At 44.9% G+C, this 26,989-nt stretch carries 30 protein-coding genes and 1 pseudogene; 10 read left to right on the top strand and 21 right to left on the bottom strand.

All coding sequences use genetic code 11. The features are described from left to right. Nucleotides 1–276: 276 nt before the first annotated feature. Entirely contained in the window at nucleotides 277–1,080 is an 804-nt protein-coding gene (locus tag TY16_RS12540; protein ID WP_043932260.1) for a TraR/DksA C4-type zinc finger protein, read from the bottom strand. 149 nt (nucleotides 1,081–1,229) lie between these two features. Between TY16_RS12540 and TY16_RS26235 the strand changes: the two genes are divergently transcribed. Beyond that, complete coding sequence (locus tag TY16_RS26235; RefSeq protein WP_155922238.1) at nucleotides 1,230–1,397, top strand: hypothetical protein; 168 nt, start codon at nucleotides 1,230–1,232, stop codon at nucleotides 1,395–1,397. Nucleotides 1,398–1,446: 49 nt separating this feature from the next. Here the strand turns inward: TY16_RS26235 and TY16_RS12545 are convergent, their stop codons facing one another. The 4 genes from TY16_RS12545 to TY16_RS12560 all read right to left on the bottom strand — a co-directional run bounded on the left by TY16_RS12545 (nucleotide 1,447) and on the right by TY16_RS12560 (nucleotide 5,419). Further along, nucleotides 1,447–2,076, bottom strand: coding sequence for a LysE family translocator (locus TY16_RS12545; protein ID WP_043932261.1), 630 nt, complete (start codon nucleotides 2,074–2,076; stop codon nucleotides 1,447–1,449). Between the two features lie 95 nt (nucleotides 2,077–2,171). Next, a complete protein-coding gene (locus tag TY16_RS12550) occupies nucleotides 2,172–2,585 on the bottom strand; it encodes a GtrA family protein (protein ID WP_043932262.1) in 414 nt (137 codons plus the stop codon). After that, complete coding sequence (locus tag TY16_RS12555) at nucleotides 2,554–3,585, bottom strand: glycosyltransferase family 2 protein (protein WP_043932263.1); 1,032 nt, start codon at nucleotides 3,583–3,585, stop codon at nucleotides 2,554–2,556. Before TY16_RS12555 ends, TY16_RS12550 begins: the two co-directional genes overlap by 32 nt. A 121-nt stretch (nucleotides 3,586–3,706) precedes the next feature. Next, complete coding sequence (locus TY16_RS12560; protein WP_269320297.1) at nucleotides 3,707–5,419, bottom strand: DUF6044 family protein; 1,713 nt, start codon at nucleotides 5,417–5,419, stop codon at nucleotides 3,707–3,709. 303 nt (nucleotides 5,420–5,722) lie between these two features. Between TY16_RS12560 and TY16_RS25230 the strand changes: the two genes are divergently transcribed. Together TY16_RS25230 and TY16_RS12570 are read left to right on the top strand one after the other, a co-directional pair. Further along, the gene (locus tag TY16_RS25230; protein ID WP_052342708.1) at nucleotides 5,723–6,364 is read left to right on the top strand and encodes a transglutaminase-like domain-containing protein; all 642 of its coding nucleotides are present in this window, start codon (nucleotides 5,723–5,725) and stop codon (nucleotides 6,362–6,364) included. A 156-nt stretch (nucleotides 6,365–6,520) separates the two neighbouring features. Further along, on the top strand, nucleotides 6,521–7,507 hold the full coding sequence (locus TY16_RS12570) for a potassium channel family protein (RefSeq protein ID WP_043932264.1): 987 nt from the start codon (nucleotides 6,521–6,523) through the stop codon (nucleotides 7,505–7,507). 134 nt (nucleotides 7,508–7,641) lie between these two features. Here TY16_RS12570 and TY16_RS12575 read toward each other — a convergent pair whose 3' ends face one another. From TY16_RS12575 to TY16_RS12585, 3 genes are all read right to left on the bottom strand, one after another. After that, nucleotides 7,642–8,043 (bottom strand): YugN-like family protein, encoded by a 402-nt coding sequence (locus TY16_RS12575; protein WP_043932265.1) that lies wholly within the window; start codon nucleotides 8,041–8,043, stop codon nucleotides 7,642–7,644. Between the two features lie 150 nt (nucleotides 8,044–8,193). Next, the gene (locus TY16_RS12580) at nucleotides 8,194–9,543 is read right to left on the bottom strand and encodes a glucose-6-phosphate isomerase (RefSeq protein ID WP_043932266.1); all 1,350 of its coding nucleotides are present in this window, start codon (nucleotides 9,541–9,543) and stop codon (nucleotides 8,194–8,196) included. Nucleotides 9,544–9,877: 334 nt separating this feature from the next. Continuing rightward, nucleotides 9,878–11,044 (bottom strand): iron-containing alcohol dehydrogenase, encoded by a 1,167-nt coding sequence (locus tag TY16_RS12585; protein ID WP_043932267.1) that lies wholly within the window; start codon nucleotides 11,042–11,044, stop codon nucleotides 9,878–9,880. 185 nt (nucleotides 11,045–11,229) lie between these two features. Here TY16_RS12585 and TY16_RS12590 point away from each other — a divergent pair, with 185 nt between their 5' ends. Beyond that, on the top strand, nucleotides 11,230–11,463 hold the full coding sequence (locus tag TY16_RS12590) for a DUF378 domain-containing protein (RefSeq protein WP_043932268.1): 234 nt from the start codon (nucleotides 11,230–11,232) through the stop codon (nucleotides 11,461–11,463). A 50-nt stretch (nucleotides 11,464–11,513) separates the two neighbouring features. On the opposite strand, the gene TY16_RS12595 is transcribed toward TY16_RS12590, so the two are convergent. From TY16_RS12595 to yugI, 3 genes are all read right to left on the bottom strand, one after another. Continuing rightward, entirely contained in the window at nucleotides 11,514–12,740 is a 1,227-nt protein-coding gene (locus tag TY16_RS12595) for a Glu/Leu/Phe/Val family dehydrogenase (RefSeq protein WP_043932269.1), read from the bottom strand. 98 nt (nucleotides 12,741–12,838) lie between these two features. Continuing rightward, nucleotides 12,839–14,038: an ornithine--oxo-acid transaminase gene (locus TY16_RS12600; protein WP_043932270.1), complete on the bottom strand. Its 1,200-nt coding sequence runs from the start codon at nucleotides 14,036–14,038 to the stop codon at nucleotides 12,839–12,841. A gap of 394 nt (nucleotides 14,039–14,432) precedes the next feature. Next, the gene (yugI, locus tag TY16_RS12605; RefSeq protein ID WP_043932271.1) at nucleotides 14,433–14,828 is read right to left on the bottom strand and encodes a S1 domain-containing post-transcriptional regulator GSP13; all 396 of its coding nucleotides are present in this window, start codon (nucleotides 14,826–14,828) and stop codon (nucleotides 14,433–14,435) included. Nucleotides 14,829–15,135: 307 nt separating this feature from the next. Between yugI and TY16_RS25695 the strand changes: the two genes are divergently transcribed. After that, entirely contained in the window at nucleotides 15,136–15,453 is a 318-nt protein-coding gene (locus tag TY16_RS25695; RefSeq protein WP_043932272.1) for a helix-turn-helix domain-containing protein, read from the top strand. 65 nt (nucleotides 15,454–15,518) lie between these two features. On the opposite strand, the gene TY16_RS12615 is transcribed toward TY16_RS25695, so the two are convergent. Further along, nucleotides 15,519–15,962 (bottom strand): hypothetical protein, encoded by a 444-nt coding sequence (locus TY16_RS12615; RefSeq protein WP_043932273.1) that lies wholly within the window; start codon nucleotides 15,960–15,962, stop codon nucleotides 15,519–15,521. A 118-nt stretch (nucleotides 15,963–16,080) separates the two neighbouring features. Here TY16_RS12615 and TY16_RS12620 point away from each other — a divergent pair, with 118 nt between their 5' ends. Further along, a complete protein-coding gene (locus TY16_RS12620; protein WP_043932274.1) occupies nucleotides 16,081–16,908 on the top strand; it encodes an alpha/beta fold hydrolase in 828 nt (275 codons plus the stop codon). A 73-nt stretch (nucleotides 16,909–16,981) separates the two neighbouring features. Here the strand turns inward: TY16_RS12620 and TY16_RS12625 are convergent, their stop codons facing one another. Further along, the gene (locus TY16_RS12625; protein ID WP_043932275.1) at nucleotides 16,982–17,242 is read right to left on the bottom strand and encodes a DUF1871 family protein; all 261 of its coding nucleotides are present in this window, start codon (nucleotides 17,240–17,242) and stop codon (nucleotides 16,982–16,984) included. Between the two features lie 85 nt (nucleotides 17,243–17,327). Here TY16_RS12625 and TY16_RS12630 point away from each other — a divergent pair, with 85 nt between their 5' ends. After that, nucleotides 17,328–18,488 carry a MalY/PatB family protein gene (locus TY16_RS12630; RefSeq protein WP_043932276.1) on the top strand — a complete coding sequence of 387 codons (1,161 nt, stop codon included), beginning with the start codon at nucleotides 17,328–17,330 and terminating at the stop codon, nucleotides 18,486–18,488. 207 nt (nucleotides 18,489–18,695) lie between these two features. Here TY16_RS12630 and TY16_RS12635 read toward each other — a convergent pair whose 3' ends face one another. Then, a complete protein-coding gene (locus TY16_RS12635) occupies nucleotides 18,696–19,634 on the bottom strand; it encodes a manganese-dependent inorganic pyrophosphatase (RefSeq protein WP_043932277.1) in 939 nt (312 codons plus the stop codon). A gap of 212 nt (nucleotides 19,635–19,846) precedes the next feature. Between TY16_RS12635 and TY16_RS26240 the strand changes: the two genes are divergently transcribed. Next, a complete protein-coding gene (locus tag TY16_RS26240) occupies nucleotides 19,847–19,999 on the top strand; it encodes a hypothetical protein (RefSeq protein WP_155922239.1) in 153 nt (50 codons plus the stop codon). Between the two features lie 412 nt (nucleotides 20,000–20,411). Here TY16_RS26240 and TY16_RS12640 read toward each other — a convergent pair whose 3' ends face one another. Both TY16_RS12640 and TY16_RS12645 read right to left on the bottom strand, forming a co-directional pair. Next, a complete protein-coding gene (locus tag TY16_RS12640; protein WP_197028390.1) occupies nucleotides 20,412–20,618 on the bottom strand; it encodes a hypothetical protein in 207 nt (68 codons plus the stop codon). A 100-nt stretch (nucleotides 20,619–20,718) separates the two neighbouring features. Beyond that, nucleotides 20,719–21,471 carry a peptidylprolyl isomerase gene (locus TY16_RS12645; protein ID WP_043932279.1) on the bottom strand — a complete coding sequence of 251 codons (753 nt, stop codon included), beginning with the start codon at nucleotides 21,469–21,471 and terminating at the stop codon, nucleotides 20,719–20,721. Between the two features lie 102 nt (nucleotides 21,472–21,573). Between TY16_RS12645 and TY16_RS12650 the strand changes: the two genes are divergently transcribed. Further along, nucleotides 21,574–21,969 carry a kinase-associated lipoprotein B gene (locus TY16_RS12650; RefSeq protein WP_043932280.1) on the top strand — a complete coding sequence of 132 codons (396 nt, stop codon included), beginning with the start codon at nucleotides 21,574–21,576 and terminating at the stop codon, nucleotides 21,967–21,969. Nucleotides 21,970–22,006: 37 nt separating this feature from the next. On the opposite strand, the gene kapD is transcribed toward TY16_RS12650, so the two are convergent. Beyond that, nucleotides 22,007–22,627: a 3'-5' exonuclease KapD gene (gene kapD, locus TY16_RS12655; protein WP_081772965.1), complete on the bottom strand. Its 621-nt coding sequence runs from the start codon at nucleotides 22,625–22,627 to the stop codon at nucleotides 22,007–22,009. Nucleotides 22,628–22,821: 194 nt separating this feature from the next. Then, complete coding sequence (locus TY16_RS12660) at nucleotides 22,822–23,208, bottom strand: hotdog fold thioesterase (RefSeq protein WP_043932281.1); 387 nt, start codon at nucleotides 23,206–23,208, stop codon at nucleotides 22,822–22,824. A 117-nt stretch (nucleotides 23,209–23,325) separates the two neighbouring features. Here TY16_RS12660 and TY16_RS25700 point away from each other — a divergent pair. After that, nucleotides 23,326–23,496, top strand: a pseudogene (locus tag TY16_RS25700) (asparagine synthase); the annotation flags it as partial. A 43-nt stretch (nucleotides 23,497–23,539) separates the two neighbouring features. Here the strand turns inward: TY16_RS25700 and TY16_RS12665 are convergent. From TY16_RS12665 to TY16_RS12675, 3 genes are all read right to left on the bottom strand, one after another. After that, nucleotides 23,540–24,190, bottom strand: coding sequence for a DedA family protein (locus TY16_RS12665; protein ID WP_052342709.1), 651 nt, complete (start codon nucleotides 24,188–24,190; stop codon nucleotides 23,540–23,542). Nucleotides 24,191–24,792: 602 nt separating this feature from the next. Beyond that, nucleotides 24,793–25,026 (bottom strand): hypothetical protein, encoded by a 234-nt coding sequence (locus tag TY16_RS12670; RefSeq protein WP_043932282.1) that lies wholly within the window; start codon nucleotides 25,024–25,026, stop codon nucleotides 24,793–24,795. Between the two features lie 440 nt (nucleotides 25,027–25,466). Continuing rightward, a complete protein-coding gene (locus tag TY16_RS12675; protein ID WP_043932283.1) occupies nucleotides 25,467–26,975 on the bottom strand; it encodes a leucyl aminopeptidase in 1,509 nt (502 codons plus the stop codon). Nucleotides 26,976–26,989 lie beyond the last annotated feature (14 nt).

Consider the following 26,989-nt stretch of genomic DNA (forward strand, 5'->3'; position numbering starts at 1 on the left):
TCCTTGAGGGTTTCTCAGGGACACTTTTTTAATTGTTATCCCCGCCATTTTCGCTGCCTTCTTGATGCTCATTTGTATTGATTATCTTTATGAATGACATTTGCTTCTGTTGGGACACCGAGTTGTCATTCATCGCCTTTATGAATGACATTTCGCTTCTGTTCGGACACCGAGTTGTTATTCACGGCCTTTATGAATGACACTTGGCTTCTGTTCGGACACCCAGTTGTCATTCATGGCCTTTGATACAGGACAATAACTAAAAAAGGAACAGGCTTAGCGCCCGTCCCCGTCCCCATGCCGGTCTTGCAGGCCGTCAGCAGGATCATCATCAACGTATGGATCATGCTCATAAGCCGGCAAGTCTCCAAATGCTGTCATCGTCCCTGCCTCATCAAGCTCCTGCTCATATTTCCGATGCTGTCCATTGGGAAAGACAGTGATATTCTTTCCATACATGTCGACACCTACAAAGTTTTCATAGTCCTCGACATATCCAACTGGATCTTCAGACTCGATGTAATCATCATTATAGTGGTCTTTTTCATCAGTAAAGGCAAAATCGGATGGTGTTTCCGATGTTCCATATGAAGCGACTTCCTGCCAGGCATCCTCTGCATCATAGGAAACGCTTTCGTCCTCTTCATCCTTGTCAAATTTTCCGAACGGCGGCATTAGAACGCCCTCTTCAACAGGTCGGGTGTGAGAAGTTACCTGATCCGGGCTGTGCTCCTTGCAGTAGGTTGTATCCGGAAGTGCTTCAAGTCGCTCATATGGAATCTCCATACCGCAAACCTGACACTTTCCATAGGTCCCATTATTCATTGCTTCGAGCGCCCTGTTTATATTGTCAATTTGTTGATTGTAATGTTCGTTTAGGGCAATGTCCTTTTCCCGTTCATATAATTCGGTCGCGTCATCGGCCGGATGGTTATCATAGCTGGAGAGCTCCCCCAGTGATTCATGGTCGTGCCCACGCCGCAGTCCAAATTCATCGTTTTGTGAAAAATGCCCATCCAGGTCCGCCTTTTCCTTAATCAAGCGAGACCGCAGTTCTTCCATTTGGCTTGAAGATAACATATGCTGGCCCCTTTCCTAATAATCCGCACACATTATGCGCGGTTGCAATCTTCCTTTAGTTTCAAATAAACAGCCTGTTATTATGCAGAAATTTGTTCGGATAAGGCTGAGCCGAAGTTGCAAGCTAAAGGTATAAGGAGGGAAAAACAATGCCGAATCGTGATAAAGGGAAATTCCAGCATATCCAGGAAAAACACCAAGGAGAATACATTGGCTCTGACCGTAACCAGCCGGCGGGTAAGAAAAACGGAGCTTATGACTATAATGGCCAGGGCAATACCGATAAATCGCCGGGTGCTACAGGAAGAACGGTATAAAAAAGGTCGACCCTTACCCTCAAGGGTAAGGGTCTGACCCCTATAAGCGCTACCATGCGAGTACGGCTTTGATGCCTTGCCAGCCGAAGTAGATGCCAAAGCCAATTAGGGAGAGTCCAGATAGTATGGAGATTCCGGTAAGAAAGGCTGATGTTAAGAAGCGTTTTGCTGCGCTTGCAAGTGTTGCCATAGAAATGTCCCATATCAACAGTCCGGTGAATATGGCGAGGCTGTAGAGTACCAATTGCCCCTGACCGTAGGAAGCAGCGGTTTTGGCCAGAACAGATCCATAAATCCCCAGCCAAAATAATATCGTTAAAGGGTTGGATAAGCTCATGAAAAAACCGGACATGAACGATCTAATAAGCGGTTCGTTTTTTTGGCCCCGGTCAATGGTGAGCCCTTTTACTCCAATTAGACTTTCAACACCACTGTAGATAAGAACGAAGGCACCAAAAAGCCACAGGAAGGTTTGAACCAATGGAGCATCAATGAATTTAACAACACCTACATAGACAATGAGCATATATATTCCATCTGCCACAGCAGCACCAACACCGGTTAGCCAGGAATGCCAGAAGCCGTAGCGGATCCCGCGGTCCAGCTGAGCTGCATTAATTGGCCCGATTGGCGCGGCAAGTGATAAACCTAACAGTATGTAACTTAAATAAATACTCATGCAATGAAGTCCCCCCCAAAAAAGCCTGTCTACAAATTGTATTCAGGCAAGGGGGCCTGTACGACTATAAAATGAAAAACCTCTATCCCTATGCACTATTTAAAGACGAACAATTTTTGCCCAAAGTAATTGCTGATTGTATATATGGCACTTCCGATAAGGACCGCCGCATCGTTGTGGAGGCCCGCTGGAAGAAAGCCTGCAATACCAAGCGCTACAACCTTGCCGCTTATCCAGTAGGAGAAAATATAACAAACTAAGATAACGAGTACGAATCTTGGAGCACCCCTGGTGAAACGAACCTTGCTACGGAAAGTGAAGGTTCGATTAAGGTAGAAGCTTAGTACAGCCCCAGCTGTGTTGCCAATGAAGGTAGAAATCCAGTAGGAAGCATTGAATAGATTTAATAATGAAAGCATGATAAATAGGCCGGCAATCGTATTGGCGACACCGACCATTGCAAAGCGAATGAATAAATTAGTTGGTTTCAGGTATTTTACTTCGATCAAGTTTCATTCGCTCCAGTTCAGATTCTTGCTTGCTATTGCGCAGGAATGGGAGATTGTACATATCAACGTCGACGATGAATTTTGGCCTTTGTTTTGTTTCCTTATAAATTTTACCGATATATTCTCCGATGAGGCCAATTGCCACTAGCTGAAGGCCCCCGATTAGCCATATCGACACAATGAGTGAAGTCCAGCCTGTCTCTGTTTCCCCGAAAAACTTCAGGAAAAGGAAATATAGCCCAAACAAAATGCTTATTAGGGAAGACGTAAGGCCCAGGGTAAGTACGAAACGGATTGGTGTAACAGAAAACGATGTTATGCCATCGAAGGCAAAACCCAGCATTTTCTTCAGCGGATATTTCGATTCACCAGCCTGGCGCTCCTGCCTGTCATAATACACTTCTGCAGTATTGAAACCGAGCAGAGGAACTACCCCTCTTAGGAACATATTAACCTCCCTGAAACGTTCAAGCTCCGCGACTGCCCTTTTACCAAGAAGGCGGAAGTCTGCATGATTGTAGACAAGCTTTACCCCAAGCCTGGCCATCACCTTATAAAAACTCTGCGCAGTAAATCGCTTAAACCACGTATCCGTGTCCCTCTTTCTTCTTACCCCGTACACCACCTCATTGCCTTCATGGTATTTCTTGACGAACTGGGGTATAACCTCGATGTCGTCCTGCAAGTCAGCGTCAATAGACAGGATACAGTCGGATGCGTCTTTGGCCGCATAGATTCCGGCGAGTAGTGCATTTTGGTGTCCAGCGTTCCGGGCAAGCTTCACACCTTTTACAAGGTCATTTGCAAAGCCTGTCTTGTAAATAATCTCCCACGTTCTATCCCGGCTTCCGTCATCAACGAAAAGAAGTCGGCTTCGGGGCGAAACTAGCCTGTCTTTAATCATTTGGCTAAGCAAATCACTCAAGCGTGTCATAGTCAACGGCAATACTTCTTCCTCGTTATAGCATGGAACAACAATGGTTAAGACTGGTTCAGTCATAATAGGTACCTCCAGTGTGACAACGTTCTGATCACTTTTATTTAATGGATCTTTTCAAAGTAAAAAGCCCCTGCCTTATTCGTGAAGCTCGGTATGCGAAAATTATCAGGACAAAGCACAATTAAACAGCCTTGTATAGATAGATCCGCCATGCCGACTCATCTGAATCGAATACTTTTTCAAGCAACAGGCCGTTTTCATCCGCATTCAATATGGGCACGCTAGAAAAAATGTAGCTCCCACCCATTCGCTTAAATTGGCCAATATTAAGCTCCAGGTTTTTCAGGAATGCGTTAGAGTCTTTTTTGAACATATACCTTTTCCCGAGCTCGGCTGTGAACAGATAACAGCGTCCGCCCCATTCATCGAAATAGGTACGAATTTTTTTATTCTTGGCCAGTTCCTTTTCAATGATTTTGCGAAATTCGTATTTATAAGAAAGCGGGTAAAAATTGTTGTACGTATCAAGCGTGTAAAAACCGTTGTATTGGGCGATTGCCGGGTGAAGGCCAATACTTGCCACTCGATAAGACTCCTTCGGCTCCCCGATATGCTCAGCAATTTCCCCAAACTGCTCTTTTGCATAAAACTCACCAACGGTTGGCTTATTTCGGTAAATAATTTCATCATTAAAACCTAGTAAGAGTACGAGCTGGCCAGCTGCAAGGACAATACCCGCCCTTTTCCATGCAATCCCTGTATCAGCAAGAATCCTAAGAGCAAGCGCAAATCCGATATAAATAATCATTGGCCTAATAAAATGAAAACGCGCAAAGTTAAACGTGTCCAGGAAGTGAAAGCGTTCTGTAAGAGGCAGCCAGCCCCTGTAAAACCAGAATGCATACCAAACTGATAACAGCACGTTCACCCCAAGCAGCACGAGGAACTGCCACTCCTCTCTCCAGACTTTTTTTGAAAAAACAAACCATAGCGCGATGAAAGTCGCAGCCATAATAAAAAGTCCATGTACGGTCATGACATGTGTGTGTCCAAGGAAAAAATTTTTAACCGATAACCTGATTGCCTGCCAAAAGGAGAGCCTCGCATGAAAGTATTCATCACGGCTGTTTGGCTCATCATCAAACAAAAAGGAATAGACCAGCCGGTATTCGACTAAGAGGAATGCGGCTGTCATCATGGCAATCGCCATTAAATATCGCAAATTCAGCTTTCTTTGTTTCAGTGAATCAATTAACCAGAATCCCCCCATAGATGCAAGAAAGAAAAAGAAACCAAGTACAAAACTTGAATAAAGCGGCAACAACAATAGTACAATCCAGCTGCTTATTCTCCTATCACCTGACCGGATGTTCAGCAAGGCCCAAAACGATAGAGGCATTCCGAGAGTGCTCAACATTCCCGAAGGCCAAAATGGAGTCAAAGCGAATGCTAGTGCTGTAATAACGACAATCCAGTGGCGACGGGATTCTGTAATAAAGTGGCCTTTCAAAAGGAGGTACATCCCTATAAAAGCAAGAATTCTTGTTAACGCCTGGCTAATTGAATAGGCAGCCATAGTGGGCAAGATTGCATGCAACCAGACAATTCCGCTAAGCTCGGGGCCAAATGCATTTCTTGATAGATTGCCATTGATTATTTGCGGAATAATTGCTTCAACTGAACCAAAGGTCTGTCCACTTTCCGCCAGAACCTTGTACCAGGCCAAATTGGAATCGAGATTGTCATGAACCCGAATATGAGCCCCTTCCCCAAGGAAGAAAAGCGGCATTAAATAAGCTGCCAGAACGGCCATGGCTGCTGCGATTTGTTTTCGCTCGGATGACTGCAGCAGGGTTGTTAGCCCGGTTTGTTTTCGTTCAGTTTGTGTATCCATAAGCCGGCCACCTCCAATTTGCATTCGACCGGTTATAGTATTCGCCTAAATTAAGGATTTTATTCCTTTTTTGATTAACTGAAAGGTTATTGATTTTATAGAAAGAAAGATTGTTATAGTAAAAATCCAACAAATTAGGCTATCCCAATAAAGTCAATGGAAAAAGTCGCCTAAAGCAATCTTTATCCTGTTTATTTTTGAATTTTTTGTGACAATTTAGTTGATAATTCTAATTTTTTCCTTTACCTTTAAAGTACAATGTTATACCGATATCATTTCCAACATGAGGATAGGGGAATTAGAATGAAGAAATTCTTTCTTATCGTTTTCTTTTTTGGTGCAATTGTTGCCTCCCAGCCAAATCTGCCTTTCGCGGTGGCGAAAGGCATTTTGAACGAGGCCGGCACACTAAGAAATAAAGATCATGGACTTGCCACCGTGCTATCCTATCATGTTACAAAAACGATTGCCGGAAACCCATTTCTTTTACCGAGTTCAGTTGTTCAAAGTGATAATCCGCAAGTTATCCAGCTTGCTAAGGAGATTATTAAGGAGAAGAAAACAGATCATGAGAAGTCGGCAGCAATATACGTTTGGGTAACCGAAAATCTTGAATACGACGCTGAAACATATTTCGCAACCTTAAGGGGACAAAGCTTCACATTTAAGTCTGCAATGGAAGCCCTGGAATCGAGGAAGGCAATGTTCATGGGATTTTCACACCTGTCCGCTGCATTGCACCGGGCAGCTGGTATTGAAGCCAGGGTGGTTTACGGTAAAGACCACGCCTGGAATGAAATTAAGCTCGAAGGCATGTGGGTGCCTCAGGATACAACACGCGGTGCCGGTTATATTGATTTACAGACGGAAACCTTTGTCCATATTCCGAACATGGAATATGTATCAAAGTCCGACATTAAAAAAGAAGGAGATTATCTTTGGTAGAAATTAAAGTGTTAACACACCTCCTTTTTTGGAGGTGTTTTTTGTGGACGGAATATTGATAAATTCAAACCAGGCACTTATGGGATTTTCTTACCTTGACCATACTGATAGTCTAAAAAGGAATTAGAGTAAATTGTTACTATGGGGGAGGACTCTATGCCCAATCGGTGGTATATTCAATTTTTGCGGTTACCTGTTCTCGTTAGGATAACTTTGCTGACACTATTAGTTTTCATGTCTTTCGGAATTGCAATTACTGTCCTTGAACCGGATACGTTTCCAACCATCTATGATGGCATCTGGTGGGCTATCATTACCGCCACAACTGTCGGCTATGGAGATTATGTTCCACATTCCCTTGCCGGTAGAATAGCTGCAACCATCCTGATTTTATTCGGGGCTGGACTTGTCTCCTTCTATTTGGTTTCGCTTGCCACTGCTGCCGTTACGCGGCAAAATGCCTATTCTGAAGGGAAGCTTCCATATAAGGGTACAAGTCATGTGGCAATTATCGGCTGGAATGAACGGTCTCGTGAGGTCATCACCAAGCTATCCGGCTCGGGAAGCGGACTTGAGATTGTCCTGATAGACGAAACCCTTACGGAAAACCCGCTTCCAGGAAAACCTGTCCACTTCATTCAAGGAAAACCCCATGTAGATAGTACGATACTAAAAGGCAATATCCCCAAAGCGGAAATGGTGCTGATAACGGCAGACCATAGCCCTGAGGAGCTTCAGGCAGATATGAATTCGATTTTGACGCTGTTGACGATTAAAGGGCTCTGCCCCGAGGTGCCCTGCATTGTGGAAATCCTGACACCTGAGCAGGTGATCAACGCAAAGCGTGCAGGCGCTGATCAGATTTTGCAATCAAATAAGCTAGCGAGCATTTTCATGTTAAGCAGCCTTCATTCACGGGGGGCAGGCCTGCTGTTAAAAATGATGGGAGAGTTGCAGGAGAGCCGTCTTGCTTCCTGTGCAGCTGAGGAAAAATTGGTTGGAAAAAGCTTTGCAGAAGCAAAAGAGGCATGGGCAAAGAAAGAAATGCTTTTACTGGGAATAAAAAAAGGGGAGGATTTGTATATCAATCCGCCCCTCTCATATACAATTGAATCCACCGATCAATTTATTGCGATAAGGTGAATCTTCCATCAGTGGCTTTTACACTGATGGTTAGATGGGCCAATCACGACCTTCGCGGCCGATTGGTTCCACTTTATTCTACCTTAAACCTTAAACTATCCGAGGCGGGTCTTACCGCCCGGATAAAATAATAATTACAGAAGCACACTTTCTAGCTTGGAAACGAGATTCGACGCAAGATTAACATACTCCGAATCAATTGGAGCATCTTTTTCCTCCGGTGACTGGAACTGGTTGACCGATCCTGAGAAAGTCCCAATATTCCCCTCATCATCGACACCGTCTTCGTACTGGTGGGCCAGCAAAAACGGAGTCCCAATTCTTACTCGCGGGTTTCCACCGTCAATCTGGCCATCGACAGCTTGGAATGGCACCCTGAAAAAATGATAGGTTCCTTCATCATCGATTTTATAATCAAAATAACCATGATCATAATCCCAATTGCCGCCGATGCTATAGCCAAGTGGTCTTAATGCATCTTCAAGTTCCCTGAGTGAAAAATCCTTTCCTTCAACACTGCTTTTAATCGGTATCATTGCCGCACCTCTTCCTTAGCATGTTAGGGTGGAAAAGCGCTGCTTAATCTAGCACCGCGTTTTTCTTTCATGAACTCCTCTGCCACACATCCGGATTCCTGCCGATTTCTTCAATCCCAGCCCTGCGTCTCTGTACTTGTTGGTTCAGGCTTATTTCAAGCGTTTTTCCAACTCCGCTTTTTTCTCTTCGAACCCTGGTTTGCCAAGCAATGCGAACATATTAACTTTATATGCCTCAACACCCGGCTGGTCAAACGGATTGACCCCAAGCAGATAGCCGCTCATTGCACAGGCCTTTTCAAAGAAGTAAACCATATAACCAAATGTGTACTCGTCCATTTCTGGAATTGAAACGATCAAGTTCGGGACGCCTCCGTCAGTGTGCGCAAGCATCGTTCCTTCAAATGCCTTGTTATTAACAAAATCAACTGTCTTACCGGCCAAGTAATTCAGACCATCTAGATCATTAGCCTCTTCCTCAATCGTTAACTCATACCGTGGTTTTTCCACTTTAATAATTGTTTCAAACATATCACGGCGGCCTTCCTGGATATATTGGCCAAGGGAATGCAAATCAGTCGAGAAGTTTGCGGATGATGGGTAAATCCCTTTTTGGTCTTTTCCTTCACTTTCGCCAAACAGCTGCTTCCACCACTCAGAAAAATATTGGAGACCTGGCTCATAGTTGACAAGCAATTCAATTGTCTTCCCTTTGTTGTAGAGAATATTCCGTACTGCCGCATATTGATAAGCAGGATTCTCCTCCAGCTCAGAACCGCTGTAATCATTCATCGCCTGGGCTGCGCCCTTCATCATTTTCTCGATATCTGCACCGCTAACTGCAATTGGCAGTAGGCCTACCGCAGTAAGTACCGAGTAGCGGCCGCCAACGTCATCGGGAATCACGAATGTTTCATAGCCTACTTCATCGGAGAGTGTTTTTAATGCGCCGCGCTCCTTGTCCGTGGTCGCGTAGATTCGCTTCTTCGCTTCCTCTTCCCCGTATTTTTCAATAAGAAGCTTCCGGAACAGCCTGAAAGCCAGCGCCGGTTCAGTTGTAGTACCGGACTTGGAGATTACGTTAATTGAAAAATCCTTGCCTTCAAGAAGCTGGGCAACATCGTGCATGTAAGTTGAAGAAATGTTGTTTCCGACAAACAGAATTTGCGGTGTGCCGCGCTTTTCAGCAGGCATTGCATTGTAGAAGCTGTTGCCGAGCATTTCAAGAGCTGCGCGCGCACCAAGGTAAGAACCGCCAATACCGATGACGATGAGGACGTCGGAATCAGATTTGATTTTCTCTGCCGCTTTTTGGATACGGGAGAATTCTTCTTTGTCATAGTTCTCCGGCAGGTCAATCCAGCCTAGGTAGTCGCTTCCCGCGCCGGTTTTTTCATGCAGGGAATGATGGGCAACTTTTACTGCGTCACGCAAATACGTAAGTTCGTGCTCGCCGAAGAAGCTAAGTGCCTTCGTGTAATCAAAACGGATATGTGTCATTTTGGAACCTCCGTGTTTTATGGTTTCTCGGAGAACCGCAAGCTGCTTTTTCAAAATATGTATGCAGCTTGTAGGCCGTGCCGATTGGTTTAGCCAGGCATAATACAGAGTTAATGGATGATGCCTAACCTTATCATTACCCACTTTACCCAATGCTTTTCGGATAATCAAGGAACAGCCATTTTTGAAAGCGGGTTCATTTTTAGACAATTGGTGACAAGAGGGATTTTAAGTAGAGGGTTATTTTATAACCGCCTCATGAACCTGACTAAATCATGGCTAGTTGAGATTATTAAAAATAAAAAGACTGCCCCATAAGGACAGCCCGATTCTATTAGAGTGATGCTTTCAGGATTGCGAGTACATCTTCGCGATTCAGTTTAACATAGCCGCCAAATTCGCCATTGACCATGGCTTTGTCAGCCATAAGTTCCACATTGCTATCGTCGATGTTATAATCGGCCAGGCGTGAAGGCGCACCAATGCCTGTCCAGAATTCACGAAGCTTTTCGATGCCTTCCAGCGCTGTTTCTTCGTCTGACTTTCCACTTGGATCAACATCGAAAACACGGACAGCCATTTTTGCAAAACGGGCTGGGTCATGCTTCAAGTTATGCTTCATCCAATTCGGGAATAGGATGGCTAGTCCGCCACCATGAGGGATATCGTAAACAGCCGATACCGCATGCTCAATGTTATGTGTGGCCCAGTCGCCGCGGAAGCCCATATTGATCATTCCGTTCAGCCCCATTGTTCCGCAATACAGCAAGGTTGCACGGTGGTCATAATTTTCAAGGTCTTCCAAGGCCTTAGGAGCAGTTTCAATAACTGTTTTAAGGAGGCCTTCACACATCCGGTCCTGGAACTCAGTGTTTGCTGCGGTATGGAAATAATGCTCGAATGTATGTGACATCGTGTCAACAATCCCGTAGATTGTCTGGTCGCGCGGTACTGTGAACGTATTGACTGGGTCAAGGATGGAGAACTTCGGCATTGTCAAAGCACCGGCACCCCAGCCATACTTTTCTTTTGTTTCCCAATTTGTAATAACCGATCCTGCATTCATTTCTGAGCCAGTAGCGGCAAGTGTCAATACAGTTCCGAATGGAAGCGCATCCTGGACTTGAGCTTTTTTAATAACAATATCCCAGGCATCTCCATCATATTTTGCTCCAGCCGCTATCAGTTTTGTACAATCAATAACACTGCCGCCGCCAACAGCAAGCAACAGGTCAATTCCTTCAGTTTTGCAGATATCGATCCCTTTCCGGGCAGTTGAAACACGCGGATTCGGCTCAACGCCAGCAAGTTCGAAAACTTCTGCGCCGATTTCATTAAGCAGGGATATTACTTGATCATAAAGACCGCTGCGTTTAATGCTGCCCCCTCCATATACAAGCAAAACTTTCTTGCCATAACGAGGAACTTCATTTTTCAGCTGGTCGAGCTGGCCTTTTCCGAAGATTAATTTAACAGGGTTGTAAAATGTAAAGTTCTCCATGTAATCTCCTCCTTCTCACATACACTATTATTTATTATTCCAAAAATAAATGCAAAAAGTACGCCGTTTTCCTTTTTGCTGTTTAGTTTGGAAATGCCGCTCTGGTAAAATAATTTCTAAATGTATAGTACACCTTAATATGGGAATATTACTAACGTTTACATTCCATTTTAAGGAGGATAAAGATGAGCACAATTCAAAGGCTGGCACTGATCCTTACTATCATCGGCGCAATTAACTGGGGCCTTGTCGGCTTCTTCCAATTTGATTTAGTTGCCTCTATCTTCGGCGGCCAGGATTCTGCTATTTCACGGATTATCTATGGACTGGTAGGTCTTGCTGGATTAATCAATCTTGGCTTACTGTTTGCTCCTAGCCAAGAACGTGAAGAAGCGTCACAAACAAACCCAACCAGATAGAAAGCAGAATCGAAAAAAAAATCCCCGCAGCTGGGGATTTTTTTCGTTTTTTATAAGAGACCTCGATAGTGGGCAGCCTCTGCCATTCTGCGGACTCCTACCATATATGCCGCCAGCCTCATATCGACTTTCCAGTCACTAGCCAAATCATAAATGTTGTTAAAAGCAGCGGTTATTTTTTCTCGGAGCCGTTCTTCCGCTTCCTCTTCAGACCAATATAATCCCTGTTTATTCTGCACCCATTCAAAATACGAGGCTGTGATCGCTCCGGAACCTGCCAGTACATCCGGGACGAGCAGAATTCCACGGTCATTGAGTATGCGCGAGGCTTCTATTGTAGTAGGTCCATTTGCAGCCTCCACCACTATAGATGCTTTTATATTGCGGGCATTATTGACTGTGATTTGTCTGGAAACAGCAGCAGGAACCAGGATATCGCAATCATGCTCAAGTAACTCTTCATTTGAAATCGTACCCTCAAATAAGGATGTAACCGTTCCAAAGCTATCGCGCCTTCCAAGCAAATAGGCAACATTCAGCCCATCAGGATCGTAAAGCGCTCCGTAGGCATCGGAAATTCCCGTGACAATCGCACCTGCGTCCACCATAAGCTTTGCTAGGTGGCTTCCCGCATTCCCGAACCCCTGAATGATGATACTTGCTCCCTGTAGCCGTATACCTTTTTTCCTCGCGGCCTCCTCGATACAGATGGCAATCCCAATAGCACCAGCCTGTTCCCGAATTTGCGAGCCACCAAGGACAAGCGGCTTGCCGGAAATAAAACTCGCTGAATCATATTTTTTCAGCTTGTTATATTCGTCCATCATCCATGCCATGACCTGTGAATTCGTAAAAAGATCCGGCCCTAGTATATCTTTGGCAGGCCCGACAATTTGGGATATTGCCCGGACGTATCCCCGGCTGAGCCGCTCAAGCTCACCAAGGCTTAGCCGGCGCGGGTCACAGACGACACCGCCCTTTCCGCCTCCGAAAGGAAGCCCGGTAACTCCACATTGAAGCCCTGCCCATACCGAGAGAGCTTTAACAATATCCACAGTTAGATCAGGATGGTAGCGGACACCGCCCTTGATGAGGCCAATAGCATCGGAATGGTGGGCCCGGTATCCGGTATAAACCTTAACCGAGCCATCATCCATCCTTACCGGAAAGCGTACTTCGAGCATTCGTTCCGGCTCCTTCAATAGCTCGTACACGCCATCATCATAGCCAAGCTTCCTGATAGCCTCTTTGATTATGACTTGCGTTGATTCCAGCATGTTCGGGCTCCCCTTAGCTTTTACATATCGCCTGAATGGCGCCTGTACTCAAATTTACCAGGCCGGGATGTTTAGTGGTCTCCCGGCCCAGGTGACATCTATTCCAATACTTTTTTAATCCGTTCAATTGCCCAATCAAGTTCTTCCTTAGTAATGACAAGCGGCGGCGCGAAGCGGATCACTGTATCGTGCGTTTCTTTGCAAAGCAGCCCTTCTTCTTTCAGCAGCTCGCAGTATTTACGTGCAGGCTCGGTAAGCTCCACACCGATAAACAGGCCTCGGCCCCGCACTTCCTTGATTCGCGGGTTTGTAATTTCCTTTAATTTACTCATAAAATACTCACCCAGCTCAAGCGACCTGTCTGCAAGCTTCTCATCCACAAGTACATCAAGAGCTGCAATTGACACCGCACATGCCATTGGATTGCCGCCAAACGTTGAACCATGAGAGCCGGGATTAAATACCTCGAGTATATCCTTGTTCGCTACAACACAGGAAATAGGGAATACACCGCCACCAAGCGCTTTGCCAAGGATGTACATATCAGGCTCAAACCCTTCCCATTCACATGCAAACATTTTACCAGATCTGGCTAGGCCAGCTTGGATTTCGTCAGCAATAAACAGGACATTGTTTTCCTTACATAGCTCATACGCTTTTTTCATGAAACCTTCCGGTGGTATGATAATGCCTGCTTCTCCCTGAATCGGTTCAATGATAAATGCAGCGGTATGTGGGGTGATCGCTTCCTTCAATGCATCAAGGCTTCCATATGGAATCAGTTTAATACCAGGCAGCATTGGTCCAAAGCCTTTTTTGTATTCCTCTTCAGAAGACAGGGAAACAGCCGTCATTGTACGTCCGTGGAAGTTCCCGGTGCAGCCGATGATTTCAGCCTTGTTTTCCTCTACCCCTTTTATAAAATAAGCCCATCGCCTCGCTGCCTTGATAGCAGTCTCGACTGCTTCGGCACCAGTGTTCATAGGCAATACCATTTCTTTATTTGCTAATTTTGAAACCTTTTCGTACCATGGTCCCAGCTGGTCATTGTGGAATGCCCTTGATGTCAGAGTAACTCTGTCAGCTTGATCTTTTAAAGCCTGGATGATTTTCGGATGGCGATGGCCTTGGTTGACCGCCGAATAGGCACTCAGCATGTCCATGTATTTAGTGCCTTCCGGGTCTTCAACCCATACACCTTCAGCTTTTGAAATCACGATCGGCAGCGGATTATAATTGGGTGCTCCGAACTTTTCTGTTTGTTCAATAATTTCGTGGGTGTTTGTAGTATGTACCATTCCTATCCCTCCGTTTTGCGGACAAGTCACCGTCCGTCCATTTACAAAACTTTGCTATTATCATTGTACCTAACAGAACAGAAATTTTGTAGTGATTGTATAACAGATTCTGTGAATAATAAGCCTGAAAAAGTAAAACCGTAAAAAATCAGCAAAGCTTTAAACCATTTTGTCTTTAATCTCAGAGCCGAAGGTTGGGATTCTGCCAGCAAACCAACTTTAGTGGATTAATCTCATAGGTACGGGGACGGATTCTTCCAGCAAACCAACTTAGTGGATTAATCTCATAGGCACATGGACGGATTCTTCCAGCAAACCCCAATCTAACGCTGAATCAGATATGTTCCAAGTAACGAAAAAGGTCCGCACCCTTTGAGGTACAGACCCTTTTTTCTTACTTATTAGTTTCTTGCTGGGATTGGTCGATCCATTCCTGCAGCTTTTCCTTCAGTGTGTTGAAGCCTTCCTGCTGTTGAGCTTCTGGCATAATTGCTGCTGCCTGGCGCTTCGGACGCGGCTTTTTCGCGCGAGGCTGCTGGGCAGGAGCTTCTTCTGTAGCCCTGATAGAAAGGCTAACTTTACCTGCTGACTCATCTACAGATAGAACCTTAACTTTCACTTCATCGCCGACCTTCAAAAATTCATTGACATCCTTTACATATCCGTGAGTTATTTCTGAAATATGGACGAGGCCCTGAGTATTTCCATCAAGCGCTACAAACGCTCCATAAGGCTGAATTCCCGTTACTTTTCCAGTTAGGACACTGCCTGTTTCAATTTTTTCTGACATACTAACACTCCTAGGTTTGACTTAATTTTATCCCATTTATACGCAATATAAAATTATATCACAACAGGCTTACTTAATCAAAGCCCATAGAATGCCTTCCCTACCCGTATTCCACTGAGAAGAGCAATATAAACGCACCTTTTTACGTAAAAACTGCAGAATGGTAACACTTTGTTCAGATTTTCAACAAAAACTATCTCTTGAAAAATGATACAATAATATCAAGAATATCTTGCCTATCCTTAAACTTTCTTCAGTTTTCAATGTCATAAAGATACTACTTACTTTTACCAGGGAGGTAATAGAAATGAGCATGATAGGGAAAAAAATTCAAGAAGCCCGTGAAATGCAGAATATGACTAGACAGGATCTTGCAAGAAAAGCCCGAATTGGCGTACAGACACTCGAGAACTATGAAGCTGGCGCAAAAATTCCAGAGGTCCAAACCGTATTAAAAATCAGTACAGTCCTGGATATTGCTCCTTCCGATTTATTGGGAACAACCTACCATGTAAAGCATTCTGTTCTAGACCAGGAAATCGACCTGCTCATTAATGAACTCGGCAAAGAAAATGCCAGACAGATTCTCCAAAAGGCTATCGATCAAAAAGCCATTAAATCCTAATTCAAAATCACAAAAAACCGGCATGCCCTGGACGGGCCTGCCGGTTTGTTTTTTATCGTCCTTTCCTAATCCCAATTATTGAACACAACCTCACCAACAGTGCTTGGCTTCCAATACGCTATTTGTTGTTGATCGTTTTGATGAAGGGTGTTTTCATTTGCAATGACGAACTTTTTTCCTATATTGGTAAATCGTAAAGGCACATATAATTTTTCTGGACCAAGTATATGATAATGCTCCCCAAGCATGCCGGCCAAATCCAATCCCTCAATGAATTCAAGAGAATCTATTTTTGAAAAAGCTAGAAAAGGGTAATGCGCATTTAACAAAATACGAATCTTATCCTCTTCGGTGATGACCGTGCACATATGATAATTCCTTCCCGGAGTAGATGGGGAAAAATCAACTACCCTTGAACGATATATGCTCTTCATAGTTTTTTTGAAATCACCGCTGCCAACCGAAGGAGCAGGCTCAAACCCAGTAACTCCTGCACACAAAATTTGCACGCTCCTTCCTCCTCACCGTCACTTTTACATGACACCTAAAAAGCAAGCAAAGCTTAAATGATTTAAGGGTATGCTAAGAAGGTATATACTTATTAAAAACCATAAAAGGAGGCCGGGCATGTCTCAAATTGCTGACGCGAACATAAAAAAGATAAATGGAATTGATATGTATTACGAATGGCATCCCTGCCGCCCTGAAGCGAAGACTGTTGTACTCATCCATGGCTTTCTGGCCTCGACTTTCTGCTTTCGGAAACTCGTACCGCTTTTAAAAAAGGACTACAACATACTGACAGTCGACGTCCCTCCTTTTGGAAAAAGCGGCAAAGCAAAAAGCTTCCTGTTTACATACAAAAACATCGCTGCCACTCTGATTGCGCTTCTCAAAGAGCTGGATATAAAAAAACCAATCCTTGCCGGACATTCAATGGGCGGCCAATATTCACTCAATATGGTAGCTCTTGAGCCCGGCATCGCCGAGAAAGTTGTCTTGTTATGCAGTTCGGGCTACCTAAAGCCGCCGGGCCGCCTTCTATCAATAGGGAGTAAACTGCCCTTATTCCATCTGGCCGTCAAGCGCTGGCTCGTCCGCTCAGGAGGCGTTAAAGACAATCTCAAACTCGTCGTCCATGACCAATCCCTCATTGACGAGGACATGCTCAGAGGCTATATGCTGCCTTTTTTAAACAAGGACATGTTCCATGGATTAGGGAAGTTCATCCATGACCGGGAAGGCGACCTTCCTCCAGAAGCGCTCCAGCAGCTCGACATCCCTTGCCTGCTCATCTGGGGAGAACACGACCGCGTCACACCCGTCGCAGTCGGTAAACGGCTCACACGCGACCTGAAGAACTCCGAAATGATTGTCCTTGAAAACACTGGCCACCTCATCATGGAAGAAGAGCCCGAAAAAGTATATCAGCTGATGCATGATTTTATCGGCTAAGGCCTTTTTCTTTTTTAGAAAAATGCTTTGCGCCTACGCCCTTAAAACATAACGCATTGCGGCCGCGAGAAGTCTAGATCTCACAGGAACTATCAGTTTTCAGCACAAGCATCCTGCTGGCAGCTTTACGGCATTCATCGAGCGGAAGTTTTTCCTCGAATGAAAATTCAAAGATATCCTGGATTCGCCTTGCAAGCTCAGCTACACTATCCAACTCGTGGACAGCAGCAACAATATCAGCAATTTCCGTATCATAAAATCCGCCACCAAGGCGGAAAGGGTCCCAATCATTCACTTCATCTGCAAGCAGCAGATTCAATGTAGCTGTTTCCATGCTTTCACCTGCATTCTTGTTATTTTCCTGATTATCTTACCATAGCTCCGGGCTAGTTAAAATGTATATAGAGAGGGAATGAAGTATGAACTTTGATAAGAAAATAGATCGTTTTAATACAGGTTCCGTCAAATGGGAAATGACGAAGGAGATTTACGGGACTTCTGATGTCCTGCCGATGTGGGTTGCGGATATGGATTTCTATCCTCCACAGCAGGTGCTCGATGCAATTAAAACCAGGGTGGACCACGGTGTCTTCGGATACAGCTTTGTGCCTCCCATTGTAAATGGAGCGATCAGCAGCTGGCTTGAACGGAGGCATGGCTGGACTATTCGCCCTTCATGGATTTTATTTTCTCCCGGTGTTGTTCCGTCAATCAGTATGGCGATTCAATCATTTTCCGATCCGGGTGACAGAATCCTTGTTCAGCCGCCAATTTACACGCCCTTTTTTGATATGACCGAACTTAACGGCCGAGTCATCGAGGCATCTCCTCTCGTTTTGAAGGATGGCCGGTATGAAATTGATTTTGACAGCTTTGAAGCATCGCTGAAAAAAGGCTGCAAGCTATTTCTACTCTGCAATCCTCACAATCCAGGCGGACGGGTTTGGACGAGGGAAGAACTTACGAGGATCGCTGAGCTTTGCATTCAGTATGACTGCCTGATTCTATCCGACGAAATACATTCGGATATTGTGTTTAGCAGCCACAAGCATATCCCGATTGCTAGCCTGGGAGACGAAATCGCGGCAAAGACCATCACCTGTGTAGCACCGAGCAAAACCTTCAATCTCGCTGGGCTTCAGACTTCCGCTGTCATTATCCCTAACGATGACTTGAGGGAGAAATTCCAGGCATTCCAAAAGCGCCAGGGCTTCTTCACCTTGAACGCCATCGGGATTAAAGCGATGGAAGCCGCCTATCTGCATGGCTGGGACTGGCTTGAAGCATTGACCGCTTACCTAGAAGAAAATGTAGGGGTTGCGCGGGAATTTATAAGCCGGGAACTGCCTGCTGTCAAATTGATCGAACCTGATGCGTCTTATTTAATCTGGCTTGATCTCCGTAACCTTGGATTGCCAGATGAGGAACTACAGAGAAGGCTGGTTGAAATCGGCAAACTCGGCCTTGAGCCTGGACCGAAATACGGCACCGGCGGCGAAGGCTTTGTCCGCATGAACATCGGCTGTCCCCGCGACATTCTTTTAGACGGACTGCAGAGACTGAAAAAGGCACTCGGCTAATGGGGACAGTTCTCGTTTGCCGTCCTTTTTTTATCGGACAGTTTTTTTGATAATCAGGACAAGATTTTCGTTAATCAGGACATTCTCTGAAAGAATTAAGACAGATTTTAAACGAATCGGGACAGTTTTTCATTTATTCAGGACAAACTGGGATTTCCCACAAAAATGCCGCCCCTGGCCAAAGCCCGGGACGGCATTTTTCTTTAATTATTGATTGCGCTTTTGGAATGTTTCTGTCAGAACCGGAACGATTTGCTTTTTCCGTGACACGACGCCTTTCAGTACAGCGGTGTTATCAACAAGAGCAACATTATAAGCCTGCTCGACCGCGGAAGCTTCACGTCCGATTGCAAGGCCAACGGAATCATTTGTCAGGATATCCGTGACAACGAACAGGAACAAATCAAGTCCCTTCTCGTTAACAACAGCTGTGATAGCATCCTCCAGCTCAGCCTTCTTGCTCATCACATCGTTTGTATCGACTGCATTCACTTGTGCAATTTCAACCTTGCTTGAACCCATTTGGAATTCTTTCGCATCAAGTGAAATCAATTGGGCAATCGTTTTGTCGCTAAGGTCTGCTCCTGCTTTCAGCATGGCAAGCCCGTATTCGTTAGCGTCAACCCCGGCAATCTCTGCAAGCTCGGCAGCCGCATCAATATCTTCCTGGGTACAAGTTGGTGATTTAAAAAGAAGTGAATCGGAAATGATCGCGGACAGCATCAGTCCGGCAGTTGCCTTCTCAATCTCAATTCCTTTTTCCTTATAAATCTTGTTCAGGATCGTTGCTGTGCAGCCTACAGGCTCTGCCCGATAATAGAGCGGGTCACTTGTTTCAAAGTTTGCGATCCGGTGATGGTCGATCACTTCAAGAATGCTAACTTCGTTTATATCATCCGCACTCTGCTGCCTTTCATTGTGGTCAACAAGAATGACACCTGCTGCCTCACCAGCAACTTTTTCAACAAGGCGTGGTGCCTCTGCGCCAAAAGTTTTGAGCGCATGTGCAGTTTCGCCATTAATATCTCCCAGCCGGACAGCTTCTGCATTAACGCCAAGCTTCCGTTTTAACTCCGCATAAGCAATAGCGGAACAAATCGTATCCGTATCAGGATTTTTGTGGCCGAATACAAGAATCTTATTCATACAACAATTCTCTCCTTGAAACATAAAGTGTAGTTTGCGTTTATCCCACTCTTAACGGACAGTAAGGTCCCCACTGATGGAAGATTCACTTTTTCATTTTATCAGTTATTGTTCTTATTTTCTAATCTCCCAGTTAAAAAACAGGAAATTACCGAATTACAACAGCTTTTCCTGCGAAAAATAAGATATCACCAATAGAAAGGTTGATTAAAATGGTCTACAGGAACCTGTCTCAATACCGCGTCCGTAAAGGAAATAAGGCCAAAAACTCCGGAGTGGAAGCCTCATACGAATTCACAACCGGCAACGAAATAGGCCGGGAGGAAAAGTCGACACGCAAAGAACAAAACCCGGACAGCCACTAATTTTAGGACAAGTCCTTTCATTGGATTACCTCTCAAGGAAAAAATTGGTAAGTGATTGAACCATAAATGTCCTTCAATTTAATCTTCAAGGACATTTTAATAGGCAACCGAGCTCAAATTGTACTCGAAATGAGTTTTCATGGACATTTCGTCAGACAGACAAACTCAAAATGTCCTCGAAATAGGTTTTCAAGGACATTTTGTCGAGCAGACAAACCCAAATTGTACTCGAAATAGGTTTTCAAGGACATTTCGTCAGGCAGACAAACCCAAATTGTACTCGGTACAACAATTGAGCTGAACAGTATCATAATGCTGATTGATTATTCGTTTCTTCTCCATGGTAATATGAAGGCCAATCAATTAATGAAGCTCCAAACAGACTACTACAAAATAAAAAGGAAACAGCGTTTTATCTGTTTCCTTCCGATTGTTCTTGTTTAAGCAGCTTTTCCTCAAGCTCTTTCGCCTTGCTTGCTTCCTTTTTCGAAATGCGTAGAATCAGCCAGAATGTGGCGACGCAGGCGAGAAAGAAAAAGAAAAACGAGATGGCTGCTGGAATGTATTCGGTTTTATCTTCCGGAAAATAGAGAAATAGCGACAGTACCAGGGATTCCATTATGATTACTTCCTCTCGGCAAAATACATTTGTAGTATATCATACCCGTTTGGAAATAAGCCTTTTAAAACGCTTCACAAAAAGTTGTTGTTAAAGCAGATTATTTTACTATTTTAATATCTTTGATGACCACGTCTTTGGCAGGTTTGTCCGCTTCACCTGTTTCAACATTAGCAATCTTGTCGACTACATCCATTCCTTCAATAACCTGTCCAAAAACGGCGTGCCTAAAGTCGAGCGTCGGTGTACCGCCCTTCTCATAGCCCTTGATTGCTTCATCCGGGTAGCCGGCACTCTTCAATTGTTCTGCCAGGCCTTCGTCTAGCTTGTCATTTTGGACAATAAAGAACTGGCTTCCGTTTGTGTTCGGGCCTGAATTCGCCATCGATAGCGCACCGCGGAAATGCATAAGGCTCTGGCTAAACTCATCTTCGAATGGTCCCCCGAACGCACTCTCTCCTCCGCGCCCAGTGCCTTCCGGATCGCCGCCCTGAATCATGAAGTCCTTTATCACCCTGTGAAATATAACGCCATCATAATAATTCTTTTCACTCAGTTTAATGAAGTTGTCAACCGTTTTTGGTGCAAGGTCGGGGAACAGTTTAATTTTGATTGTTCCCATCGAGGTCACCATCTCGACAAGCCGCTCATTTTCAGCAACTTCTGTCGATAGCTGTGGATAACCGCCTTCAGGAGCCTTTGCTTGTTCCTGGGCCTTTTCCTGTGGTGCTTCTTCGCTCGTATTGCCACCGTTACCATTGTTGTTTTTCTTATCGGCATTGTTCTCGGATGTCCCGCAAGCAGATAGAATAAGCATAGCGCCGAATATAGACGCGAGAAGTTTCTTTTTCATATTAACATCCCTCCATTGTTCTAATTTACCTGATTTGTTGATGTTTTGCACTTTGTTTTTGAATAATCTTCCTTCATAATAATAGCAAATGCAAATTGCGAAATGGAGTTGATCCACTTGTCCGGATTCAATCAAGGAGAAATAGTAACGGGGATATACAAGACTGGAAAATACATAACGGAATTCGTAGAGGAAAGGCCCGCTGGGATGTTGGTCCGGGTATTGGCCGTTTTAAAGCACCCTCTGCAGGGCGATCTCCATCACCCAAAGGATGCAGAAGTTGGCTTTTTCCATGAGAGGCGAGCACTCTCATACCGGGAAGGCGCAGTCATCCCAAAACAAATGGTTAAGAAATATGAAGGCGAAGTTCCGGAATATAAAGTCTCCTTAAAGGAGGCACTTGGGAAAATGAAGGCCGAACTCGAAGGTGACGATAGCGCATTTGCCGAGATGAGCCTTCGGAATATTGAAGCTCTCGAGCAAGACTACTTTAAATAAATACAAAGGCCAAATCACATGATAGTGATTTGGCCTTTTATGCGAATTCGTTTAATAGCTTTGAAAAGTCAACCCTGTCGCCAATTGTCGTCGGCTTTGGCTTTCCAAGGTAACGCTTATCTTTTTCAACAAGCTTAAAGATATTGTAAGTAGTGAGCGCATCATCAAGGGCGCGGTGATGCTTCCCTGTCCCTTCCTTTCCATATTCCTGGACAGCCTTCCAAAGCCCTGTCTGGTTTTGGTCCCCAAAAAACCGTTTGTACTCCATAGAAAGATCAATTTCATGTCCCTTTAGCGGGAATGGCAGCCCTGAGGCAGTGCAATTTTGCCGAAGGACCTTCATGTCCATGTTTCCCCATGTAACGATTGTGTTGTCGTATCCCCGGCCCAGTTCTTCAAAGTGCTTGACCAACTCGGAAAATGGAATCCCTGTGTTAATTTGCTGCTGGGAAATATGTAAGAATGATTTGCAACGTTCTGATAGGATTGGGAACCGCGCTGGCACAACATAGGCGGAAAACTGGGAATGAATTTTGTTATCTACAACAGCCACAATGCCTGCTTCAATAATCTCGGGATAAAACTCCCTGGACCTTACATTCCTCTCTGGCATGGTAAATTCAAAATCAATAAACAAATACTGCTTTTTCGCTGTCACTTCGTCCCTCCTTCCCTACACGCCTTGTACTACATTATATAAAGGAACCTGTACAAATAATTGTGCGTGTGCTCTATATTAAAAAATAATTAATTATATTATAGCACGGAAGAAGACGAAATTTTTAAATTTTTTAACAATAAGCCTGAACAAAAAGCACAAAAACAGGGCAGCATCCTCGGCTGCCCTGTTTCTTATTTTTTAAGCTTGAGAACCGCCATCGTACACCTGGAAACACAAATCAACTTATCCTGTTCATCCGTTATTTTGATATCCCACACCTGCGTTGTCCTGCCCTGATGCAAGACCGTTGCTACAGCTTTGACGACGCCTTCCGATTTGCCACGAATATGGTTTGCATTAATTTCGAGGCCAGCGACTCCTTCATATTCTTTGTCGACCAATTCGTACGCACCGATACTGGCCACCGTTTCCGCAAGAGCCACGGATGCCCCGCCATGCAATAAACCGAAAGGCTGGCGTGTCCTTCCATCGACAGGCATCGTTGCTTCAACCCTGCCTTTTTCAAGCAAGGTAATTTCTATGCCAAGCGCTTCAATCATGGTATCCTTCAATTCCATCCAAACCCCTACTTTCCATATAAGATATTCTATTTTATAAAAAAACGAACTGCTAATGCTATGTACGTCCGAAACATAAAGTGTGGTCGGACAAAAATTCGAATGAGGTGAGCGCGTATGGTGAGGAACAGAGAAGATCTTGTCCCAACAATACTTGGAACAGCTGTTACTGCGGCTGGCTACGCGATGTCCCGAAACAATGGGGTTAATAAAACCTTATCCAACACGGTTATGGGATTCGGCCTTGCCCATGTTGTACTGGGAGCTATCGACCTTTTCGAACACAGAAATGAAATCAAGGACAGAGGAAGCAGGGACCATGCTCTGCTTCCTATTCCGGTTTTTGAAGTGCTGGAACTGTTACTCGAACAATTGGTTGATCCAAGTCATCACCAGAGGGCTTCCTTTTGCGGTGGCGCTTAACGGTGGCAATGATAATAGCTGCAAGGATTAATATCACGAGCCCTATTTCCCCGGCATATGCTGCTGCCACGTCTATATGATCCCCGAAAAGGTAACCCGCTGTGAACATAATAAATACCCACAACGTTGCACCGCTGTACGCATATAAAGCGAACTTCCGAAAAGATAGCTTACTGAACCCATATAGGAACGGGATGATACTGCGTGCTCCAGGCAGGAAGTAACTGAATGAAAGGGAATATGCATGGTATTTTTCCATAAGTCGCTGTGAGGATGAAAGCTTCTTGGCAAAACGTTCATTTCTTAGCAAGAACTGAAGGAGCGGGTGTCCAATAAGCCTCCCAAGCAAATAGCTACCGCTGACAGCCGACAGAACACCAGCAATGGTAGTTAGAAAAATTGGACCTGCATGAGATGGAGTCTGTGAGGCAGCAAGGCCAATTGTCATCATAATAAGTTCGTTAGGAACAGGCAGTGTGGAGGCACCAAGCAGTATCCATAAAAACAGACCGGTATAGCCGCTTTCCTTAAGCATTGTAACTAAGAATTCCATTTCCATCTTTGTCCCCCCCTAGCCTAAACATTTTTAATACAATGGCTGTGTTAATGGATCATGTTATTTTAGAGCTGATATCTGTAAGATCGTCTACGACCGCAATTCTATTTCTTAGCCAGCACTATAAATGCGTATTTTCATCCAACCGTATAGCCGTTTAATTCATTCATAATATCCATTATAGGCGGATTCTGACAGAAAAGACTTGATAACTAACGATTAGTGGAAAAACCTTAACCCACCATCTTCCCCAAGGAAGAAAATTTGAAAAAAATACATGCACAAGTAACTTCATCTTTTATTAAAATTGAATATTTGAACTATGCAGAGGCAAAGTGTTAGTTTTGTGGTGAACGGAATTGGTGGAGGTAGGCTAGTAAGCTTCGGCGATTGTAATAGCAAGCAAGTACTGAAGTCGTAGTAGTAAGCTTAATCTGGAATTTAGTCGTTTTCTATGTCCTTCCATTTTACCACACCAGCAACATGTATAGAAAGCAAACCACCCTTCCAAATTCTCCTCACTTCCATTCTGTACCCTGCATTTTATTATTTGAAAACTGAAAATAATAAAAAAGGCTGCTCCTTTTGGAGGCAGCCCTCTCGGATCAATATGGGTAATATGGGTAGCCAAACGGCGGCCTATACATGTAAGGCGAACCATAGCCGTATGGAGGAAATACTGGTGCTCCGAAGCCTGGGGCTCCGAAGCCACCCCCATACCCATAGGGCCTTGGAGTTATCGCACTGCCTAACAAGCCTCCAAGGAAACCTCCTACAAGCGGTGCCACAAATATCCGCTGGTCATTTCCATGATGGTAATAATTGAGTGGTTGATTCATCTGGGAACCTCCTTCTGTTTAACTCTTATCTCTCTTTATTACATATGCGGGAGCGGAGCAGAAGGAGTGGGCGGGCTTGGAAGCTAGTATTTATTTGAGGGTCTCTAGTCGATGGTATTTAAGTGTTTTAACTGAACCAATCGAGAAAGCATTGCCGAACACGTATTTCGAGTACATTTAGTGGTTATTTGGACGCCGAAATGTCCTTGAAAATGGGTTTCATGGACATTTTGAGGCCGACGGAACGGCGAAATGTCCTTGAATATGGGTTTCATGGACATTTTGAGGCCGACGGAACGGCGAAATGTCCTTGAATATGGGTTTCGAGTACATTTTGAGCCGCCGGAACTCCCTAAATGCCCTTGAAAGGAAATTGGGTACTGGACTTTTTCTACTCGACAAAAAAAACCCCGGATTTTCCGGGGATTTCCACTTACCTGTTATTTTTCCAAAGGCTCAAACCGCTCAACGAACAATGCAAGCGTCCTGGTCATGACGCCTGTCGCGCCAGATGGCCCTAAGTCATTCCCACTCTTCGTTGTTGCAGTTCCAGCAATATCAAGATGAACCCATGGTGTGCCTTCAGCAAACTCACCGACAAACGCGCCGCCCATGACTGCATGCCCTTCTGAGCCTGGCGAGTTGTTCAAATCGGCAATTTTCGATCCCCTTACCCGCTCCAGGTCTTTTTCAAAAATCGGCAGCTGCCACATTTGTTCGCCAGCCTCAAACGAAGCTTCCAGCACCTGCTCGTACAGCGCTTCATTGTTTGTCATCGCGCCAGTCGTATGAAGGCCTAAAGCCGTGATGACCCCGCCAGTCAACGTCGCAACGTCTACAAGGTAGCCCGCCCCATGCTGTTTCGCATAAGTGACCGCATCAGCCAGGACTAGCCGGCCTTCAGCATCTGTGTTTAGAACCTCAATTGTTTTCCCGCTTAAAGACGTAATCACATCATCCGGCTTAAATGCATTTCCGCTAATCATGTTATCAGTTGAAGGGATGACCGCCACGACATTTTGTTCAGGCTTCAGCTCACCGATGATTTCCATCGCACCAAGGACTGCCGCTGCACCGCCCATATCGGTTTTCATGCCGACAATCCCTGCTTTCGTTTTAATCGAATAGCCGCCGGTGTCAAAGGTGATTCCTTTCCCAACAAGGCCAATCGCATCTTCCCATGTTTCCTTGCCCTGGTACTTCAGGACAATCATTCTTGGTTCCTCAGTGGAACCCTGGTTGACCGCTAGCAACGCACCCATACCGAGCCGCTTGATTTCCTCAAGGCCAAGGATTTCTGTCTCAAAGCCATACTTTTCACCAAGAGCCCGGGCATACTCAGCTAAATCAGTAGCCTTTAGCATATTCCCTGGCAAATTCACCAAGGTGCGTGCGGAATTCGTTCCCTGGCCATAGGCATGCCCCACTGCCAAAGAAGCTCTAATCGCTTCTTCATCGGCGTTCGTTGTATAAACCGTTACGCGTTCAAGCTTCTTCTCCCGTTCGTTTGGCTTTTGCTTATAGCCGTCAAATTTGTATGTAGAAAGGGTTAACGCTTCAGCTACCGCGTATGCAGCATCATCCGCTTCAATTTCACTTGTGACAAAAGAATCAAGCAGTACAGCCGTTTCCTCCTGCTTCGCACTATTCAGCGCCTTAAACGCGCGCCCAAGAGCCTCACGCAGCTTATCAAACGTAACTTCCTTCTCACGCCCAAGCCCAACAAACCAAAGCTTCTTTGCTCCAGCCTTGCCGAAGCTATGTACTTTCCCAACTTCCTTCAGCTTTGCTGAAAGATCGCCATCCTTTGCGAGCTCATTAAGCTGTCCTTCAAACAACTCATCCAGGCTGCTCAGCACACCATCAAATTTCACCGGCCGATCATAAAGCCCAATCAGTAAATTTTCATGGCTTGCCTGAAAATCCACTTCCAATTTTACAGTAAACATATCCTAACCTCCTT

This window comes from Bacillus sp. EB01, assembly GCF_000613125.1.
GTDB lineage: Bacteria > Bacillota > Bacilli > Bacillales > Cytobacillaceae > Bacillus_D.